Raw genomic sequence first — 18,114 nt, 5'->3', positions numbered from 1 at the left:
CCGACAGGACGGCGGGCGAGCGGCCGTGCAGCGGTCGCCGAGGGGAGGACGTGCAGCACCGGAGGCCTACGGGGCGAGGGGGGTGACGGTCTAGGGCAGGATAGGCTTTGCGCCGGCAATGTCTGACAGACCCCTCGACCGATGGATCGCCTCACCCTTCGTCTCCCGCCCGATCTGGCCCGCCGTTTCGACGCCGCCGCGGCCGGTCGCGGCGGCCGCTCGCGGTTCCTGCGCAGCCTGATGGAGACCGCCGCCCAGGCCGCCTTGCCCGCGGCGCTGCCCGCGTCGCCGGGAGGCGGGACCGGCAAGCTGACCGTGCGGCTCGGGTCGGACGATCTCGCCCTGCTCGAAGCCGAGGCCGCCGGCCTGGGGTTGTCGAGAACCCAGTGGTGCGTCGCCCTGATCCGCCGGCGTCTGCATGAGGCGCCTCATTTCACCCGACCCGAGGCGCTCGCCCTGATCGAGGTTCAGCGCGAGCTCAGGCGCATCGGCGTCAACGTCAACCAGATCGCCCGCGCGCTGAACACGGCGGTGATGGAGGGCAAGGTTCTCGACCTTGAGACCGCGCAGCTGGCCGCCTTCGCCGACGAGATCCGCGGCCACGTCCTCGGCCTGCGCGAGGCCTTCGAGGGCAATCTCGCCTATTGGGCGGCGGAGCCTTGAGCGACCTCAGGATCCCGGTCGGGTTCGAGGAGGCGCTGCGGCCGCCGGTCGATGTCCGGCGCGCGCGGCTGACCCCGGCGGTGCTTGGGAAGCCATCGTCGGCGCCCTCGGGCGGCGCGCGCGGCCAGCTGATGCGGGTGGTCCGCGGCGCCCCGGAGGTCATGGTCAAGATCACCGGGCGCACGCGCGACGGCGGACATCTCGGCCGCCATCTCGACTATATCTCGCGCAACGGCGCCCTGGTGCTGGAAGGGGAGGACGGCGAACGGCTGGCGGGACGGGACGCGGTCCGGGCGCTGGCCGAGGACTGGGCGGCCGAGCTGGCGATGGAGCCGGGCCGTCGGAAGGACTCGCCGGTCTCGCTGTCCGTGGTTCTGAGCATGCCGGCCGGGACCGAGCCGCATCGGCTGCACGACGCGGCGCGGGCGTTCGCCGCCGCGACCTTCGGCGGCCGCTTCCCCTATGTTTTCGCGCTCCATGACGAGGGCCGCCATCCCCACGTCCATCTCACCGTGCGGATGCTGGGCCGCGACGGCGAACGGCTGAACCCGCGCAAGGCCGATCTGCAGGCCTGGCGCCAGGAGTTCGCCAGGACATTGCGGGACCGCGGCGTGGAGGCCGAGGCCACGCCCCGTCGCGCGCGCGGCGTGGTCCGCAAGGCCGATCCGATCGCGATCCGGAAACTGCGGGACCGGTTCACGGCCGGCCAGGCGGACATGCCCCGCGTCCTGGCCTCGGCCTGGCGCGAGGCCGTGGAGGGCTCGGGTGTTCCGCCGCCGTGGCGCCAGGCGATCCGGTCGCGCCAACTTGCCGTTCGTCGGGCCTTCGTGGCCGAGGCCGTCGCTCTGCAGAAATCCGGCGACCCCGAAGATCGGCGCTTCGGTGCGGCTATCGAGCGGTTCGTCCGAACCCTGCCGCTGGCGGAGACCCGGGAAGATCTGCTGAGGCGGCGGATTGAAGCCGCGCGCGACCGGACTCTGTACGAACAGGACAGCGGCCCCCCGACCCGTGGACGCGCCCGCTAGATCAGGCGCAGAAACGGGACTAGCGCTCGCGGCCTGCCCTGGATCGCCGGTCGTCCGAATCCCGGGTTCGCGCCAGATGGGGCGCGGCGCGCGTCCAGGCGCGGGCGATCAGCCGCGCCTGAATCTCGGGGTCGGCCACCACGGCGCGGACGACCTGGGCGGCCATGGCCAGTCGGGCCCCGACGGTGCGGGACGAGGGCTTGCGGTCCGGCGATCCCTCGCGGTCCGGCGGCAGGGCGCTGGTCGCTGTGCGCTCGGGCGGCGTGGCCGCGGCCCGGTCCCGCTCCGTGGGGCGGTGGCCTTTGACCTCAAGGCCGAGCGCCTGGCCCTGGACCCAGACCTCGCGTCGGAAGGCTTCATCGCCGGCGACGCGGACGGCCGACCAACCCCGGTGCCGGGCGATCCTGAGCATGTCCGCCACGGCGTCGGGATAGGCCTGGCGGGCCACAAGGGATCGGCCACGGTCCTGGAACATCGGCTCCCTGGCGCGATGATCGCGATAGAAGCGCTCGGCGCGGCCCTGCCGGTCCCGCTCGACGAGATAGCGATCCAGCAGCGCGGGAGGGACATCGCCCTTGTCCAGGGACCGCGCCCGGCGCGCGCCGGCTTCGCCGTCAGGTGCGACGCGGTTGGACGGCGCGGGGCGCTTGTTTGGGGTCGCCATCAGCGGTCATGCGCCTCCTCAAGGGCCGACCGCGACGGGACGGCCGTGTCGATCATGCGGTCGATCCAGTCCCCGAACTGAGCTTCCGAGGCGTCGGCAGGCGGCGGGACGAGGCCCTCGGCGGCCAGCTGGGCGGCGAGGCTGTCGAAATCCATGTCCGTGTCGGTCTCCGGGAGCGGCGGGACGAGGAGGGGCCGGATTGGCGGGCCGGCGGCGGGCGGAACGGTCGGCGCGGGTCTGAGACGGGCGGTGAAGACCCGCTCGCGGTAGTAGCGGATCTTGCGGCCGCGGACGGGGGGCAGGCCTGCCTTGAGAACCAGCAGGGCGTCGCCCGGCAGTTGCATCAGCTCCTGCGGCAGCATCAGCGCGCGACGCTGGTCGGAGTCCGTATGGCTGCGGCGGCCTTGCGCGAGACCGCTGGGCCGGCTGCGGCTGCGGGCGCTGTAGGTGTAATAGCCGAGCCGTTCGCTGAGGTCCTGGGCGACCTTGAGCTCTTTGGGCGCGAAGACGATCTCGATACCGCAGTTGGTCAAGATCTCTTCGGTGACGTCCGCGCCATACAGGCCGCGCAGCTGCGACGGACTCTGGATAACCGGCAGCAGTCTCAGGCCGTAGCCGGCGACCCAGGCGAAGGCGTGCGCCAGCACCGGGGCGCGTCCCAAGCGGGCGAACTCATCGAGCAGGACGAGGACCGGCCGATCCGCCCGACCAGGCAGCGCACGGCTGTTGAGATCGACAAGTTGCTGGAACAGCAGGGCGTAGAGGGGCGCGACGCGCAGCAGATTGTCCGGCGAGGCGCCGAGATAGAGCGACAGGTCGCCCTCGCGGACCGTCCTGAGATCGAAGTCGCTGGCGCTGGTGGCGGCGTCGACGGCGGGGTTGAGCCACAGGCCCATCCGGCTGGTGATCGACTGACGCACGGAAGCGAAGGTATTTTCGCTCGAGGCGCAGAAATCGGTGAGCGCCGAGACACAGCCGGCCGACAGCGGACGGCCTTGTCGCCGGCGGTCCTCGATCAGCGCCGGGAACCGGAGCCGGGGGTCGCCCTGGGTCAGCTGGCGATAGATCTCCCCGAGCGTGAAGGGGCGGTCGGGCGTTTCGGCCACGACGGCGCCGACGCCGATGAAGCCGGTGCGGGCGGCCTCCGACCAGAACGGGTCGGCGTGATCGCTGCCGGTGAACAGCATGACCGACATGCGCTGCAGTTCGTCCAGCACGGCGACGGGATCGTCCCGGTCGATGTGGCCGAGCGGATTGAACCGGGCCGTGCGCCCGTCCTTCGCCAGGGGATCGAACAGCAGGACGCGCTGGCCGGCCTCGGCGCGATAGCCGGCCGTGGCCTCAAAATTCTCGCGCTTGATGTCGAGGACAACCACCGAGCCCGGCCATGCCAGCAGGTTCGGAATGACGACGCCGACGCCCTTGCCGGTGCGGGTCGGCGCATAGAGGATGACGTGATCCGGACCATCGGCGACGAGGAGGCGACTTCCGGCCCGACCGAGAATGACCCCTTGGCGCGCACGCAGGCCGGCGCGGTGCTGTTCGGAGGCGGAGGCCCAGCGGGCCGCGCCGTGCAGCGGCCGGCGGCGGTTCAGCAGGGCGGCCGCGGACAGGACGAGACAGACGAGGCCACTCGACGCCGATCCGATCGCCAGCCAGCGGCGGACCTCGGGATCGTGCCGGTAATACAGAAACCAGGCCGGGACCCGGCCGGGGTCGATATCGCCCGAGAATCGGCCCAGGCCGATCAGGGCGACCATCATGGCGCCGATCGAGACCAGGCCGAGGACGAGGAGCGCCGCGGCGGCGGCCAGCGCCGCCCTAGCCGCCGGGCTGGCGCTTGCGAACCGGGTCATGCCAGACCTCCGTCATCTGGAAACGGCCATCGACCTTCTTCATCTGCACGACCACATCGACAAGCAGATGGAGCAGGGCGCGGATGTCCTCGCGGGGCAGGTCCCGTCCGCCCTCGGACTCCCGCACCAGCAGGGTGAGCTGTTCGAAGGCCAGGGCGGCGGAATCCGCATGCACGGTGGTGATCGAGCCGGGGTGGCCCGAGTTGACATTGCGCAGGTAGAAGAAGGCCGTGCCGTCGCGCAGTTCCTGCAGCAGGATGCGGTCCGGCCGCATGCGCAGGGCGCTTTCCAGAAGCTCCTTGGGGCCGATCTTCGCCAGACCCTGTCCGTCCTTGGAGTAGACGAGGTGAACGACATTGCGGTGCGGCACCACGAACTCGCGGGTGTCCTCGATGGTCAGCAGTCGCTCGTGATCCGGGATCAGCTCGATCAGCCCCTTGGCCAGGGTGGTCTTGCCTGATCCGGTCGCGCCCGAGATCAGGATATTGCGTCGGGCCGCGACCGCGAGGGTCAGAAAGCCCGGCCAGTCCCCCGCCTGGCGCAGCCGCACCAGTTCGGCGTCGGCGGGGTCCGCGGCCTCCGCCTGGGCGTCGGCGACCTGGTCGAACAGGCCGGCCGCTGCGAACTCCTTCAGACCCATCCGCCGTCGCGACGGTTTTCGCAGGGTCAGGGACAGGCCTCCGTCGGCGGCGACCGGCGGCAGCACGATCTGGCAGCGGATGTCGCCGGGCAGGGTGGTCGAACAGATCGGCTGCTCGGGACCGACGTCCTGACGGGTGTAGGCGGCCGCCGCAACGGCCAGGGTGCGAAGCCAGGCCTCGGTCAGCTCCGGCGCATCGGACCAGCGCCAGGCCCCCTCCGCCTCGACCCCGACCTCGCCGGGCCGGTTGATGACGACCTCGGTGACGGACGCCGGCTCGAGGAAGGGGCGGAGCGGCGCGAGGTAGTGATCCAGGACCGAGGTGTCGTCCGTCATCGCGGCCGCAGCTGATAGACCCCGGTGAAATCCAGGTCCTGGGCCACGAAGATCGAGACTTCGGCCCCCTGGCCCTTGCGAAGGGTCGGCGGGATATCGACGGAGCCCTGCAGGGCTACGCTGGCCGCGTCGGACGGCAGTCGCGCCATTGCCGAGCCGCCGTCGCCCTGACCCGCCGCGGCGTAGACGCCGTCATCGACGAGGGAGAGCAACAGGGCGCCGCCGAACCGGTCCCAGAACCGGGTGTCCACGACGCCGTCGAAACCCGAGCGTCCGAGCGCGTCGGCGGCCGGAGAGGCGAGGGCGACGGCGACGCCGGTGGGCGTCACCGCCCGGGTCCACAGGACGAACAGCCGGCGCCGTCCCTGTTGCAGGCCGCCGCGATACTCGCCCAGCACCCGGGTGCCGCGCTCCATGAGCACCACGGCGCCGTTGTCTGACCAGGCGTCGCGCGGCAGCACGCAGGTCACATAGCCCGGCGTGGTGCTGTCCATGGCGGTCTGCAGAACGCAGGGCACGCTGGTACCCGCGGTGATCAGCAGATTGCGGTCCGGCAGTCGGCCGGCGCGCGCCTGGCCGACAGGCGTCACCTGCCGCAACTGGTCGAGCGAGGTCGGGGCCCCCGGCGCCGTCGGCGAGGGCGCCACGGCCGTCGGCGGGATCGAGGAGTTGCCGGCGGGCCTGCTGTAGGCCAGCACCGGCGCGCGCCGGGCGCTTTCGGCCAGGGCGCGCCGCTGATCCGCCGGCGACGGACCGGACGCGGGCGACGCCGGGTCCCGGGGACTCGCTTCGAGCGGCGGCACGACCTCCGCGTCGGTCAGGGTCGGCGCATACGGATCGACGGCGGCGTCGGCCAGCAAGGGAGGCGTTTCGCGGCGGGCGGGCTCGAACGGCGCGGTTTGCCGGGGCGGCTCGTCGCGCCGGCTCGGCTCGGCGCCGTCGCCGTCGCCGCGATCCCAGCTGGCGAGCAGGAAAACGCCGCATCCGACGGCGAGGGCCGCCAGGGTGATGACCTTGCCCTGCCGTCCGCCGAGCCGTCCGGCGATCGGCGAGACGCCGCGATCGGGCGCCGTCGGCGGCGGCGTTGGATCGTCGGCGGGCGGAATCTGATCGAGATGGCTCATGACGGGCTCCCCGCCGGCGCGCGATCGACGGCGGGCGAGGCGGTGCCGGTGCCCAGGCCGACGCCGCGGACGTCATGCGCGTCGTTGAACAGGCACAGCACCGACCGGCCTCGCCTCAGCCGCAACCCGCGCACCACGCCATGGATGACCACGAACTCGCCGCGCACGTCATAGGGGACGAGCCGCTCGGACCCGTCCTCCGCGACCTCGAACAGGGCCGGCAGAGCCTGGACGCCGGGAAAGCGCAGCACGGTGAAGCGGCCGTTGTCGCTGACCTCGCTCGGCTGCAGGGCGGCGTCGCCCTGGGCGGACCAGGCCAGATTGCGGGCGCCTTCGACGACGCCGCGCTCCAGTTCCAGGCCGATCAGGCGCTGTTCCGCCGCCTCGGCCTGGACGGCCAGCGCCCGGGCCGCCTGCGCCTGTTCATCGGCGGGGTAGCGGAATCTGACCTGATAAGCGATCGCCGTGCGGTCACCGGCGTCGCGGGCCACAAGTTCGAAGGCGTAGTGCCGCGCCGCGCCTCCGCGTTCGGTAACGACGAGGAGGTTGGTCGCCTGATGGCGCTCGCGAGGCTTGAGGAAGAGCACCGACCCTTCCGCCGCGACCTCCCAGGCGACGCTGTCCCCGATCGCGGCGTGACGGATGGTCTCCTCCGGCGAGAAGACGATCTGGGTCGCCGTGCGGAAGGCCCCGGCGATCCGGTAGACGGCGGCCGGATCATAGGCGAGCTCGCGGATGCGCGGGTCCTGAGGCGTCTGCGCCGAGACCGGGGAGGCGAGGGCGAGGCCGGCGACCAGGGCCAGCAGGGACAGGGAGCGTTTCATCGGATGACCTCCGGATCGGCGCGGTAGGAGGTCACCTGGAAGCCGAGGGGATTCCTCAGCCGGTCCGGTTCCGACATCGGCGCGCGGGTGTAGGTGAAGGCGATGGTGGCGATCCAGTCGCTCTCCACCGTCTGCTGGGCCTGGCGGACCGTGCGGTGGAAACGGACGTTGGCGACGCCGTCGTTGATGAAGCCGATGGCGCGGATCGAGATGACGGCCTCGCCGTCGCGGCCATAGACGTTCTGCGGGCTGTCGGGATTGGAGCCGCGGAACAGATCGGCCCAGCGCCGCTGTTCGGCCGGCGCCGACAGAATGGAGACCAGACGGAACGCGTCCTCGGCGGCCGGATCGAGGTAGCCCTCCCGCTGGCGCACATACTGGCCGAGGAAGTATTTGCTGACGGCCTCGTCGTAGCGCACCGGCCCGTCCTCGGCGGAGAGGCCGCGCACGACATCGACCGCGCCGGTCGTCCGGTCGACCCGGATGACGAAGGGTTCGGTGGACTTCAGCGGCGTCAGCATCGCCACCGCGCCGGTTGCGATCACCGCGAGACTCGTGGCCAGGGCCGCCGCCGACCAGGCAAGGCGGCGCGACCGGAGCGCCGAGGCCAGGCGGTCCTGGTCCCAGCGCCGCGCCTCGGTGAAATAGCGCTTCAGCTCGGAAGAGGGGACGCCGCTCATGCGCAGCCTCCCGTCCTGGCGTCGGCGCCGACATCGACGGGGGCCTCGGCCGGTCGCGGTTCGGCCCGGGGCGCGAGCACCGAGCCGTGGGGATTGGCCGGTCGCCGGGCGGAGCCGTCGCAGGTCGGCAGGGCCGGATCGCTCCGGTGGGCGCAGCCGCCCAACAGCACCAGGCCGGCGAACAGGAGGGAGCGATAGATCATGTCAGGCGCCTCTCGGTCGGATGGAGCCGCCGCCCCTGGGCGGTTGGCGGCTGGCTTCTTGCGGACCCTGGGCGCGGCCCGAACCGCTCCCGCCCAGGGCCGCGGCGTTGGCGAAGTCGGCGAGGCCGGCGCTGGCGCCGCCCGCGATGCCGGCGGCGATGGCCGGAGTCTGCAGGAAGAAGATCGCCCCCAGCAGGCACAGGGCGATGAAGATCAGCCCGCCGATCATCGGGTCGGCCCCCTGGATCGCGCCCCACTGGTCGCGGACGAGCGACAGGACGAGCTGGAAGATGACGATGATCAGGGCGAACAGGACGAGATAGTTCACCGCCTGGCTGAGCCAGCCGAAGAAGAAGCGGCGGGTCGCGTCGAACAGGGCGCAGGCGATGAAGATGGGGCCGAGGGTGACGAGCAGGGCCAGAGCCAGCTTGGCCACCAGCACCACGCCGAAGCCGAGGGCGGCGGCCAGGGCCCCGATGATGAAGACGGCGGCCGAGACCACCCAGGGGCCAGGATTGAAGGCGGAGCCGTCGCGCGAGATGTCCTCGCCCAGCCAGGCCGCATAGGCGAAGAACTGGTCGAAGGCCGCGCCGACGCTGGGGGTGTCCGCGCCGCTGACCGCCCGGGTCAGGGCGTTGGGCAAGCCGGTGAACAGCGGTTCGGTGACGAAGGTGGAATAGGCGGCCGTGGTCGCCAGCAGATAGAGGAAGGCGAGCTTCAGCGACCGGACCGCGAAGTCCATCACCGGTTCGCTGATCGCGCCCCTCAGGATGGCGACGCCGTAGAGCACGACATAGAGGACCAGGGCGATGCGCAGCGGGCCCTCGACCTCGGCGATCACCGACGACAGGCGGTCGCCGAGGAAGACGTTGAGCCGTTCGTCGATGAAGTCGTAGCTGGGCTCGAAGACGCGAAAGCTCATCGTCGGGCTCCTCAGAAGGCCCGCTCATAGGCGCGCATCCGCGCCTCCCGGCGCGCTTCGGCCAGACCCCGACGCGCCGCCTCGCATTCGCCCTCGGCCCGGCCGGCGTCGCAGTCGGCGACCACCCGGGCCGCCCCCTGCGGGTCGGCGGCGAAGTCCTCTGCGGTGCGCGCGGGCGCTTCGCAGCCGACCAGACCGAGCATCACCAAGGCGGCGATCCGCTTCACTGGAACGCCCGCTGATAGACGTCCATGCGCGCAGCCCGGGCGGCTTCGGCCCGCTCCCGGGCGCGCTGTTCCTCAAGACGCGTCTCGGCGGCCTGGGTCAAGGCGAGGCCCTGCAGCCGCACCTGCTCGTTCTGGATCAGCGCCTGTTCGGCCGCGAGGCGGGCTTCGAGGTCCATGACGGCGCGGGCGTTGGGCGCGGTGTCGAGGGCGGAGCGGAGCGTCTCCAGACCCTGCAGACGGCGATCCGCCGCGCCGCCGACGGCCTCGCCGATGGCGAGATCCCGCGCGGTCCGCGCGCCGGCGCGTTCGAGGCTGTCGCGATACCAGGCTTCCGCCGAACTTGGTTCGCCCGCGGGCGGCGTGTAGAGCCGGGTGTCGCGGCGGATGGCGTCGGCGCGGTCCGCCAGATCCCCGAGCGCGGACAGATCACCGTTCGCCGCCGCGCGCAGCGAGCGCATGTCGGGCAGGGGGTTGCGCACCGTCGGCAGGCCCAGTTCATGCGCCAGGGCATTAACGCCGGACAGGTCGTTGAGGCTGTCGAACAGTTGCTGGCCCTGTTCGACCTGGGCCTGCAGGGCCCTGAGCTGATCGAGGGTCGTTCGCGCCTCCTCGATCATCTGGGCGAAAGCGCGGGGATCGTGGACGATCTGCTGCGCTTGGACGGTCGGCGCGCAGGCGAAGACGAGGGCGGCGGCCGCCGCGGCGAAGGGGATACGGGCTCTCACAGGAACCTCCTCTGGTCATGAAAGGGATCGCGCCACGCCGCGTAGTCGTCGCCGACCTCGGCGCGGAGCCGGTCGAGCAGGGCGGTGGTCTCGGTGCGGCCGGACAGGACCGACAGGGCGTCGTCCATGCCGCTCAGGTCCAGTTCCACGACGACGCTGTCGTGGCCCTGCTTGACCAGGAAACGGTGAGACTCCGGGGTCAGGACCTCGCGCACCAGGCGGAACTCTTCCTGGGTGAGGCCGAAGCCGTCGACGTAGTCGCGCGCCTGGCCGTGGGCGTTGGGCAGGAAGATCTTGGTCGCGCACTGTTCGAGGATGGCGTGGGCGATGGGAGACCGAAGCGCATCGGCCGGCGACTGGGTGCCGAACACCATCAGGGCGTTCTGCTTGCGCCAGGTCTTGAGCCCGTCCCGGGCCAGTTCCGTGAAGGCCGGGTCGCCGAGCACCTTCCAGAACTCGTCGATGTCGAGGACGAGGCGGCGACCGTCGACGCGCTCGGCGATGCGATGGAACAGATACAACATCGCTGGCGTACGGACCTCGTCGTGGTCGAGCACCTGGGTGATGTCGAAGCCGGCGAAGCGGGCCTCGAGGCTGAGGGCGTCCTCGTCATTGTCGAGCACCCAGCCGAGGGGGCCGCCCCTTTGCCAGCGCTCCAGCCGGGCGCCCACGCCGCCGGCGTCGCCCTGGCCGAGCAGGCTGCGCAGGGCGGCGATGGATCGCCGCTCGCGCGGCAGGGCTTCAAGCGCGGCCACGCCCTGATCGATGGCGCGGGCCTGGGGCACCGTCAGGGTTTCATTGGGACGACCGACGAGGGCGCGGACGAGGCGGACGAGGAAGGCGCGGTTGGCCGGGGTCGGCTCGAGGGCCTTGAAGGGCGCGAAGCCTGTGGGCTCGCCGTTGCGCAGGGCGAGATAGGTCCCGCCGCAGGCGCGGACGAAGATCTCGGCGCCGCGGTCCTTGTCGATGAACAGCTGTTGGGCGCCGAAGCGCTCCAGCTGCGCCAGCATGAAGTTCTGCACCACCGTCTTGCCCGACCCGGACGGCCCGCAGATGAAGGTGTGGCCGAGATCGCCGACATGGAAGTTGAACCAGAAGGGCGAGCCGGCCGTGGTGCGCAGCACCGCAACGGCGTCGCCCCAATGGTTGCCCCGGGCCTTGCCGACGGGATGGGCGTGGAACGGCGCCAAGGCCGCGAAATTGCGCGAGGTGATGGCGGCGGGCCGGGTGCGGCGGGCAAAGGCCCCGGGAAACTGGGACCAGAAGGCCGCTTCCAGACCGAGATCCTCACGCGCGACGACGAGGCCGGAGTCGGCGAGGATGGCGCGGGCCTTGGACAGATGATCCGCAAGCGCCGTGGGGGTGTCGCCATGGACGAGGATCGAGGCCTGGTGCTCGCCCATGACAAAGCGGTTGCTGACGAGGTCGTCGAGCGCCTCGGACAGGCCGCTGATCTGGGAAGCCGCACGATCGCGCGCGGACACCATCTGGTTCTGCTTGCGCTCCATCACCGTGCGGGCGGCGGCCTTGGACAGGAAGGCGAAGGACTGGCTGGCGACGAAGCCGAAGCGGACGCTCAACAGGTCGTCCCACAGGCCTGGACGGGTCGCCGCCGGGTATTCCTTCACGGCCAGGACGCCGCCGTATCGCGCATCGGCCGCGTCCCGAAGCTCCAGGGTCTCGCGGCCGAAGATGATCCGCACGGTATAGATGGCCGCGCCGAGGTGGCCGAAGACGATCGGAACGGAGGATCGCCGGCCTGTCAGGACAAGGCGCATGACCTCCATCGGCTCGGAGAACCACAGGCCGCCCCGCTCATAGAGGCCCAGCCGGCGCGGGGCGTAGCGGTCGAGGTATTGAACCAGGTCGCGCCCCGCCTCCTCGATCCGCTGGATGTGGGCGATCTCCACCTCGGCGTTCGCCCGGCGCGCCGCCGTCAGCCGACGGGCCAGCGCGGCGGCCCGATCGCCAGCGTCGCGACCGGGGTGCAGGACGAGGGTGACGAAGAGCTCGTTGATCCAGAGCTGTCGCCCCGCGACACGGTCGTCGTAGAGGCCGCCCAGTTCGCCGGCGAAGTCCGAGCGGAACCCCGTCGACCGCTCCAGCTCGACCGGACGGCGCACCACATGGTGCCAGACCGCCAGGCGGTCGTCGGCGAGGTTGCGCCAGGCCTGGTTCAGCTTGACGTGCCAGTCATTGAGGTCGCGCGCATCGGCGGTCTCGAAACTCGCGCCTTCGATCTGGAACACCATCATCAGCGCGCCGCTGTCGAGCGCGACCACGGCGTCCGAGACATGCCGCGCATAGGGCAGGTGCGGCCGGGCGTCGGCCTCGCGCCGGAGCCGGGCGGCGCTGACGCTTCCTTCAGCCACGAGACAGCTCCACCGGCCGATAGCGCCGGATCAGGGAAAGCGGCGTCGCCGAGCTGCCGCCCCAGAGCGGCGCGTTGCGCGACCGGCCCTTGGTGTCGACATAGACGAACAGCAGCCGAAAGGCGTTGTGGTCGGCTCGGCAGATCGCCCGAAACACCAGATGCAGGGCCGGGGCGACCAGCAGATAAAGCAGGCTTCCGCCGACGAGGAAGACGACGCCCGACAGGATGACGTTAACGCCCATGGCCTCCATGGGCACGCCCAGGATCATCGCCGGCCGGGTGCAGGCGAGGAACAACGGATCCTCGGTCAGGCGTTCCTCAGCCATGCGCGCCTCCCGCCGGCAGACGCGACAGGGCGAGGCCGATGGCGAGGCCGGAGGCCAGGCCGGCGACGATCTGGGCGAAACGTTTGGGCGAGATCAGCTTCAGGCCGAGCATCAGGCCCAGGGCCAGGAGCGCCGTGATCGATCCGATCGTCAGCCAGGGGGGCGGGGTGTCCATCAGGCGCCGCCGGTGATCAGGTTGACGATTTCGGCCGCGCCGAAGACGACCACGATGCCGAGCACCACGATGGCCGCCCGTCGCAGATCGAACAGGCCGAACATCCACAGGATGCCCACCACCACGACCGCCAGCACGGCCAGCAGCCGGGCCGTATTGCCGGTGAGCATGTCGACGACGTTCTGCAACAGGCCCTCGACATTGGCCGAGGCGAAGGCCGGCTGAACCAGGATGAGGCTGGAGGCGAGGGCGATGGCACCGGCGGCGCCGAGCCTGCGAACGGTCGCGGGGGCGGTCATCGTGAAATCTCCCTGTCCGGGGTTGCGGTGAAGGTCAGGACGAGGCTCGTCCGGGCGCGCGAGAACACATCCCAATCCGGGGGCGGCGATGGCGGCGAGGGCTGGGGTGGTGGAGCGCCAGCGAGGGGTTCGACGGGTCGCAGCGCCTGCAGACCGAGGGTCACGGCGGCGGCCTCGACCCGGGCAACGTAACCGTTGCGGAAGCCGCGCTCGGGATGGCCGGTGTTGTAGCGGGAGAGGGCGACCCTCAGCGTCGTCTGACGATCGACGCCCTCGACGGGACGGTATCCCGCGCGCAGGACGGTCCCGGCCGCGGCGAGGTTGCGGCACGGATCGAAGGCGGCCTCGACAGAGAGGCCGAGCCATCCGAGATTGTCGCTGTTGATCTGGGCCACGCCGAGATCGAGGTTCGCGCCCCGGGCCAGAAGGCTCCGCGCCACACGGGCCGCCTCGGTCGCGTCGCGCGGCGGACGGGCGGGCCGGGGACCGCGGTTGACCCCTATGGCGTTCGGATTGAAGCGGCTTTCCGCATAGGCGACGGCCGCCAGGGTTTCCGGGGCCACCTGCGGGGCGCAGGCCTGGGACAGGCTGAGGATCAGGGCGAGGTCCAACAAGGCGGGCTCCAACGTGAGCCCCAAGCAAAACCGATGAGTCCCGAGGGCCGCGACCCGCGACCCTCCCGTGGGGAGTCTACGGTAGGAAGGTCCGCGGTTCCGGCGGGCGCTGGGCGGCCGCCAGTCGCGCCACGGCCTGTACGCGGGTCCGGACGCCGAGCGCCCGGCAGGCGCCCATCAGATGTTCGTCGACGGTGCGGGCCGACAGGCCGATGTCTTGGCCGATCGCCGCCGAGGTCAGACCCCGGGCGGCCAGCGCGAGGCACTGGCGCTGGCGGTCCGACAGCCGGTCGAGCGCGTCTGATCTCGGCAGAGGAGAGGGGACGGAGGGGCGCATCCGACCATCAAGGCCGAACTGCTGGACCGCGCGCCAGTCCGTAGCCCGGCGACGGGAGATCTACGGTGTGCCGTTCCCGGAGTCGTCGTCCTCGCGGGTGGGCGAGACCAGACGGTGACGACGCTCCTCCAGCCAGGCATCGGCGGCGCTTTCGCGCCGCACGGACTGGGCGGCCAAGTCGCGCAGGGCCTTGGTGAAGGTGTTGATGATGGTCAGCGGCTCCAGCTCGGCGATCGCATCGCCCGCCTCCTCGTCGAACTCCTGCAGGACGACCGCGAGGATGGTCGCCAGTTTGTTGTCAGCGCACCGCAAGGCGAACGCCGGCGAGCCGAGCGCCATCGCCGCGAAGATGGCGTGAGGATCGCTGTCGGTGACCTCGGCGAAGCGATGGATCCGTTCGACATTGATCCGACCGCCGCCGGACTCGAAATGCTCGTAGGACCGCAGCGCCATGTTCATCGCCCTGGCCACGTCCGCGGCCCGCAGCCGACGATGGGCCCGGATCAGCCGCAGGGCGCTGGAAAGGGTCTCGCTCTGGGACTGACGGTCGGCGCTCTCCATGACGTCGCTTCAACTCCGTTCGCACCAGCGCGACGCGCGCGCGTACCGCACCCCTACTGGTTGAAAAATGAAGCAACCGTGCATCAAATGAAAGATGGGAAACAAACGGGTGCATAAACCTTGTGGATTTACGCAAAATATATGCGGGTCGAACGCGAAATCTTTGCGGCCGGTCGCGATTACATGGTCGAATTCTCGTCTCAACAGCCTCTCCGTCGAGGCTTGAATGTTGAGGGCCTGGATGCGGGTCGGCGATGATGCGGTCGCGCGATCCTTATCATGACGCCCTGACCGCCCTGGCGGCTTTCGCCGGATCGGGCCGGTTCGGCTGGGGAGAGCCGCTCGTCGCCACGGCGCTGGCGGCTGAACTGGACCTGTCCCAGACCCCCGTGCGAGAGGCCCTGGCCCGGCTGGCCGGGGAGGGGCTGATCGAGCATCGCCCCGGCCGGGGCTACTATGCGCCCAGTCCCGGCGCGGACGACATCGCCGATCTGTATGAGTTGCACCGGCGTCTGGCGCATTGGGCGATCGACCTTCTCGAGACGAGCGGGCCGGCGGGACCGCTCCCGGGGGCGGGCGAGGGCGGCGTGGAGCGCTTCTTCACCGAACTGGCCCGGGCGCCCGGTCGGGCGGTCCTGGCGCAAGCCCACTGGCGTCTGACGCTGCGTCTTCGGCCGATCCGCCGCGTCGAAGCCGACCTGGCGCCGATGGACGCCGGATGGATCGCCGGCGTCGAAAGCCAGGTCGCGGAGGGGGCGTTCACAGCGCTGCGCCAGGAGGTCGACCTCCATCATCAAGAGAGATCGGCGATGGCGACGGCTGTCGTCTCAGTCATGAGGCAGTCTGTCGAAAGTATAGGACAGATATAGTTTGAATATAGCCTCATTTGCGCGCTGGCTGAGAACGCGGGGCGTTTGGCCCCGCTCAAGGAGGCTACGCCATGAAGACCATGACCCCGCCGGCCCTTATCGGGCTCGGCTGCGCCAGCGCGCTGACTCGCGCGGGCGGCGGCGTCGAAAAGATGGAGCTGATCCCGCTCTATTTCTACGACGACGCCTCGGCGACCCAGATCGTCGGGCTCGGCTCCGCCGTGGAGCAGACCCGTGCAGACGGTCCGGGCCACAACCGGGAACTCAACCCGGTCTACACCTACGTCGATCCCTCGGTCGCCCGCATCGGCGGCGCCGCGGAGCAGACGCGGGCGGACCAGCCCAGCGGCAATCGCGAGCTGATCCCGGTCGAGCGTTGGACCGCCTGAACACGACGGCTCCGACGGGGGGCGACGGCGGCGACGCTGTCGCCCCCTCCGTGCGCCTGTATTTCTCGCCAGAGGTCCATCATGCCTGTGTCGGTCGGGACGCGGTGCTGCTCGATGTGCGCGGCGACGGATATCACTGCCTGCCCGATGGCGCGGCGCTGTGCCGACGTCTCGCGCAGGGCGGCCGGGTTCCAATCACCGGGGCGGTGCAGGCCCTGATCGGGGCGGGGTTGATCGGAGCCGAGCCTTCCTCGCCGCTTCCGGCGCCGCCGCCCCGGCCGATCCGCTCCATTATCCATGAGCCGCGACGCCTCGACCTGCTGCGCGACCTCGGCCCGGCGCTCGGCGCCGTGAGCGAGGTGCGCGCGGCCCGGCGCGGGACGGGACTGTCGCCCTACGTGACTCTGGGCGAGGGCGAGCCGCGCGACGACGCCGAGGCCGCGATCGAGGCCGGGCGGCGGTTCTGGGCGCTGATGCCCTATCTGCCGATCGAGGGGGAATGCCTGGTGCGGTCGGCGCTGTTGATCCGCTTCCTTCGCCGCCACGGCCTGCGGGCGGACTGGGTCTTCGGCGTTCGCCTGTGCCCATTCACCGCCCACTGCTGGGTCCAGGTCGGGGACGTATGCCTCAACGACGATGTGGAGCGGCTCGTGGCCTATACGCCGATCATGGTCCGATGACCGCCGCCACGGCCGACCACGGCTATCTGATCGTCGCCAGCGGCGCGGAGGCGCCGGATCCGCAGATCGAGGGCGCCGTGGCGGCGCTGTTGCGGGCCGGCTGGACCAAGCGCCTTGACGGCTTCGGCCTGCGAATCTTCACGGGCCCGCGCTTTCCCTGGCCGGTGGCGCAGGTTCACCGCGCCCATGCCCTGATCGGCGAGTGGCGCGGCGAGGGGGCGCATCCCTCGGCCATCGCCGGCCGCTCACCGGAAGGCCGCGCGCTCGGATCCGGTCTGATCGCCGAAGGCTGGGGCGCCTATCTGATGGTGTGGCGCGACCAGGCCGGTCATCTGAACCTGGTGCGCGATCCGACGGGGGCGATCGACGCGGTCTGGTGGCGGCGGGGGCCTGTCATCCTCGTCACGGACTGTCCGCCCCAGGCGCTCGACGCTGTCCTGCCCGAGGCGCTGGCCATCGACTGGGACGGTCTCGGCGCCGTCCTGTCCACGCCCTCGCTGCTGAGCGACCGCCTGCCGCTGGTCGGGCTGACGCCCGTCGGCGCCGGCGCCTGGAGCCGGCCGGGGCAGGCCTTGCCCGACGAGGATCTGTGGCGCCCGGCCGACTTCGTGCATCGCGGCGCCGACGATACGCCGGAGGCCCTGGTGCGGGTGGTCGATCGCACGATCGACCGGATCATGCGGTCCCGTCGCACGGTGGTCGCGGAGCTGTCGGGCGGTCTGGACTCCGCCATCGTGGCGGGCAGTCTGAAGGCGACCGGTCACGCCGATCGGGCGGTGTTCGTCAACTATTACGGCGACGACGCGGAGGGGGACGAACGCCGGCACGCCGAGGCCGCCGCGGCGCTGCACGGCGTCGCCCTGGAGACGGTCCGCAAACCGGTGGAGCCGATCTCGGAGGCGGATTTCATGGCCCTCGCCTCCGGGCTCCGCCCGGCCCTTCAGGGCGTAGACCCGGCCTACGACCGACATGCCGCGGAGCGGCTGGCGACGCTCGGCGCGGACGGCCTGCTGACGGGCCAGGGCGGCGACAGCGTCTTCTTCCAGGCGCCCGATCCCCTGGTCGCGGCGGACCGGCTTCGCGGGGAGGGCCCGCGGGCTCTCAGTCCGGCCTATCTCGCGGCGGTCGGCCGCTGGACCCGTCACTCCGCCTGGACCGTCGGTCGACTGGCCTTGCGCGGGCGACCCGTGGCCGGATCGGGGCCGCGGCACCGCTGGCTGGACGACGCGCGGGAGCTGCCGCCTGGCAAGCGCGGCCAGGTCGAGCGATTTGTGAACTGCCAGCTGTTCTGGACCGACTGCCTGCGGGCGCGTCAGGCGCCCCTGCTCAATCCCCTCCTGAGTCAGCCGGTCGTCGAACACTGCCTCGGCGTGCCGTCCTACCGGCTGACCCTGGAAGAGCGGGACCGGGGCCTGGCGCGACGCGCCTTCGCCGACCGCCTGCCGCCCCTGATCGCCGAGCGGCGGGACAAGGGCGACCTGAGCCATTTCTACGGTCAGGTCGTGCGCGGCAGCGCGCCGGTCCTGGCCGGCTTCCTGATGGATGGCCGGCTCGCCGCCCAGGGCGTCCTGGACCGGGCCGCCCTGGAGACGGATCTCGAT

General features: G+C 71.3%; 22 protein-coding genes and 1 pseudogene. 6 read left to right on the top strand and 17 right to left on the bottom strand.

The features are described 5' to 3' along the window. The first annotated feature begins 141 nt into the window (after positions 1 to 141). Positions 142 to 663 (top strand): MobC family plasmid mobilization relaxosome protein, encoded by a 522-nt coding sequence (locus H2037_RS09290; protein ID WP_292120668.1) that lies wholly within the window; start codon positions 142 to 144, stop codon positions 661 to 663. Then, positions 660 to 1,688 carry a hypothetical protein gene (locus H2037_RS09285; RefSeq protein WP_292120665.1) on the top strand — a complete coding sequence of 343 codons (1,029 nt, stop codon included), beginning with the start codon at positions 660 to 662 and terminating at the stop codon, positions 1,686 to 1,688. Before H2037_RS09290 ends, H2037_RS09285 begins: the two co-directional genes overlap by 4 nt. Positions 1,689 to 1,707: 19 nt before the next feature. On the opposite strand, the gene H2037_RS09280 is transcribed toward H2037_RS09285, so the two are convergent. The 17 genes from H2037_RS09280 to H2037_RS09200 form a co-directional block, all read right to left on the bottom strand. Continuing rightward, positions 1,708 to 2,352 (bottom strand): LPD7 domain-containing protein, encoded by a 645-nt coding sequence (locus H2037_RS09280; RefSeq protein WP_287011933.1) that lies wholly within the window; start codon positions 2,350 to 2,352, stop codon positions 1,708 to 1,710. Next, positions 2,352 to 4,208 carry a type IV secretory system conjugative DNA transfer family protein gene (locus H2037_RS09275; RefSeq protein WP_292120659.1) on the bottom strand — a complete coding sequence of 619 codons (1,857 nt, stop codon included), beginning with the start codon at positions 4,206 to 4,208 and terminating at the stop codon, positions 2,352 to 2,354. The genes H2037_RS09280 and H2037_RS09275 overlap by 1 nt, the downstream gene beginning before the upstream one ends. Beyond that, positions 4,174 to 5,184, bottom strand: coding sequence for a P-type DNA transfer ATPase VirB11 (gene virB11, locus H2037_RS09270; RefSeq protein WP_292120656.1), 1,011 nt, complete (start codon positions 5,182 to 5,184; stop codon positions 4,174 to 4,176). Before virB11 ends, H2037_RS09275 begins: the two co-directional genes overlap by 35 nt. Then, positions 5,181 to 6,308: a type IV secretion system protein VirB10 gene (gene virB10, locus H2037_RS09265; RefSeq protein WP_292120655.1), complete on the bottom strand. Its 1,128-nt coding sequence runs from the start codon at positions 6,306 to 6,308 to the stop codon at positions 5,181 to 5,183. The genes virB11 and virB10 overlap by 4 nt, the downstream gene beginning before the upstream one ends. Further along, positions 6,305 to 7,132, bottom strand: a complete 828-nt coding sequence (locus H2037_RS09260; protein ID WP_292120653.1) for a TrbG/VirB9 family P-type conjugative transfer protein — start codon at positions 7,130 to 7,132, stop codon at positions 6,305 to 6,307. The genes virB10 and H2037_RS09260 overlap by 4 nt, the downstream gene beginning before the upstream one ends. Further along, positions 7,129 to 7,812, bottom strand: a complete 684-nt coding sequence (locus tag H2037_RS09255) for a virB8 family protein (RefSeq protein WP_292120651.1) — start codon at positions 7,810 to 7,812, stop codon at positions 7,129 to 7,131. The genes H2037_RS09260 and H2037_RS09255 overlap by 4 nt, the downstream gene beginning before the upstream one ends. Beyond that, the gene (locus H2037_RS09250; RefSeq protein WP_292120648.1) at positions 7,809 to 8,015 is read right to left on the bottom strand and encodes a hypothetical protein; all 207 of its coding nucleotides are present in this window, start codon (positions 8,013 to 8,015) and stop codon (positions 7,809 to 7,811) included. Before H2037_RS09250 ends, H2037_RS09255 begins: the two co-directional genes overlap by 4 nt. 1 nt (position 8,016) lies before the next feature. After that, complete coding sequence (locus H2037_RS09245; RefSeq protein WP_292120646.1) at positions 8,017 to 8,937, bottom strand: type IV secretion system protein; 921 nt, start codon at positions 8,935 to 8,937, stop codon at positions 8,017 to 8,019. Positions 8,938 to 8,948: 11 nt separating this feature from the next. Next, positions 8,949 to 9,164 carry a hypothetical protein gene (locus H2037_RS09240; RefSeq protein WP_292120643.1) on the bottom strand — a complete coding sequence of 72 codons (216 nt, stop codon included), beginning with the start codon at positions 9,162 to 9,164 and terminating at the stop codon, positions 8,949 to 8,951. Next, positions 9,161 to 9,889, bottom strand: a complete 729-nt coding sequence (locus H2037_RS09235) for a type IV secretion system protein (RefSeq protein WP_292120640.1) — start codon at positions 9,887 to 9,889, stop codon at positions 9,161 to 9,163. Before H2037_RS09235 ends, H2037_RS09240 begins: the two co-directional genes overlap by 4 nt. Beyond that, positions 9,886 to 12,261 (bottom strand): VirB4 family type IV secretion/conjugal transfer ATPase, encoded by a 2,376-nt coding sequence (locus tag H2037_RS09230; RefSeq protein WP_292120638.1) that lies wholly within the window; start codon positions 12,259 to 12,261, stop codon positions 9,886 to 9,888. Before H2037_RS09230 ends, H2037_RS09235 begins: the two co-directional genes overlap by 4 nt. After that, on the bottom strand, positions 12,254 to 12,589 hold the full coding sequence (locus tag H2037_RS09225; RefSeq protein ID WP_292120635.1) for a type IV secretion system protein VirB3: 336 nt from the start codon (positions 12,587 to 12,589) through the stop codon (positions 12,254 to 12,256). Before H2037_RS09225 ends, H2037_RS09230 begins: the two co-directional genes overlap by 8 nt. Beyond that, positions 12,582 to 12,764: a hypothetical protein gene (locus H2037_RS09220; protein ID WP_292120633.1), complete on the bottom strand. Its 183-nt coding sequence runs from the start codon at positions 12,762 to 12,764 to the stop codon at positions 12,582 to 12,584. The genes H2037_RS09225 and H2037_RS09220 overlap by 8 nt, the downstream gene beginning before the upstream one ends. Beyond that, positions 12,764 to 13,063 carry a TrbC/VirB2 family protein gene (locus H2037_RS09215; protein WP_292023719.1) on the bottom strand — a complete coding sequence of 100 codons (300 nt, stop codon included), beginning with the start codon at positions 13,061 to 13,063 and terminating at the stop codon, positions 12,764 to 12,766. Before H2037_RS09215 ends, H2037_RS09220 begins: the two co-directional genes overlap by 1 nt. Further along, positions 13,060 to 13,677, bottom strand: coding sequence for a lytic transglycosylase domain-containing protein (locus H2037_RS09210; RefSeq protein WP_292120630.1), 618 nt, complete (start codon positions 13,675 to 13,677; stop codon positions 13,060 to 13,062). Before H2037_RS09210 ends, H2037_RS09215 begins: the two co-directional genes overlap by 4 nt. 76 nt (positions 13,678 to 13,753) lie before the next feature. After that, positions 13,754 to 14,014 carry a helix-turn-helix transcriptional regulator gene (locus H2037_RS09205; protein ID WP_292120627.1) on the bottom strand — a complete coding sequence of 87 codons (261 nt, stop codon included), beginning with the start codon at positions 14,012 to 14,014 and terminating at the stop codon, positions 13,754 to 13,756. Positions 14,015 to 14,074: 60 nt separating this feature from the next. Then, positions 14,075 to 14,575 carry a helix-turn-helix transcriptional regulator gene (locus H2037_RS09200; protein ID WP_292120624.1) on the bottom strand — a complete coding sequence of 167 codons (501 nt, stop codon included), beginning with the start codon at positions 14,573 to 14,575 and terminating at the stop codon, positions 14,075 to 14,077. Between the two features lie 254 nt (positions 14,576 to 14,829). On the opposite strand from H2037_RS09200, the gene H2037_RS09195 reads away from it, so the two are divergent. The 4 genes and pseudogenes from H2037_RS09195 to H2037_RS09180 all read left to right on the top strand — a co-directional run. Continuing rightward, positions 14,830 to 15,444 (top strand): GntR family transcriptional regulator, encoded by a 615-nt coding sequence (locus tag H2037_RS09195; RefSeq protein WP_292120621.1) that lies wholly within the window; start codon positions 14,830 to 14,832, stop codon positions 15,442 to 15,444. 71 nt (positions 15,445 to 15,515) lie between these two features. Continuing rightward, the gene (locus H2037_RS09190) at positions 15,516 to 15,833 is read left to right on the top strand and encodes a hypothetical protein (RefSeq protein WP_292120618.1); all 318 of its coding nucleotides are present in this window, start codon (positions 15,516 to 15,518) and stop codon (positions 15,831 to 15,833) included. Further along, a complete protein-coding gene (locus H2037_RS09185) occupies positions 15,821 to 16,513 on the top strand; it encodes a lasso peptide biosynthesis B2 protein (RefSeq protein ID WP_292120615.1) in 693 nt (230 codons plus the stop codon). The genes H2037_RS09190 and H2037_RS09185 overlap by 13 nt, the downstream gene beginning before the upstream one ends. Then, positions 16,456 to 18,102: pseudogene (locus H2037_RS09180) on the top strand (asparagine synthase C-terminal domain-containing protein); the annotation flags it as partial. The gene H2037_RS09185 and the pseudogene H2037_RS09180, both read left to right, overlap by 58 nt. Positions 18,103 to 18,114 lie beyond the last annotated feature (12 nt).

The organism is Brevundimonas sp. (assembly GCF_013912065.1).
Taxonomy (GTDB): Bacteria; Pseudomonadota; Alphaproteobacteria; order Caulobacterales; family Caulobacteraceae; genus Brevundimonas.
This window is presented reverse-complemented; position numbering and strand designations above follow the sequence as displayed.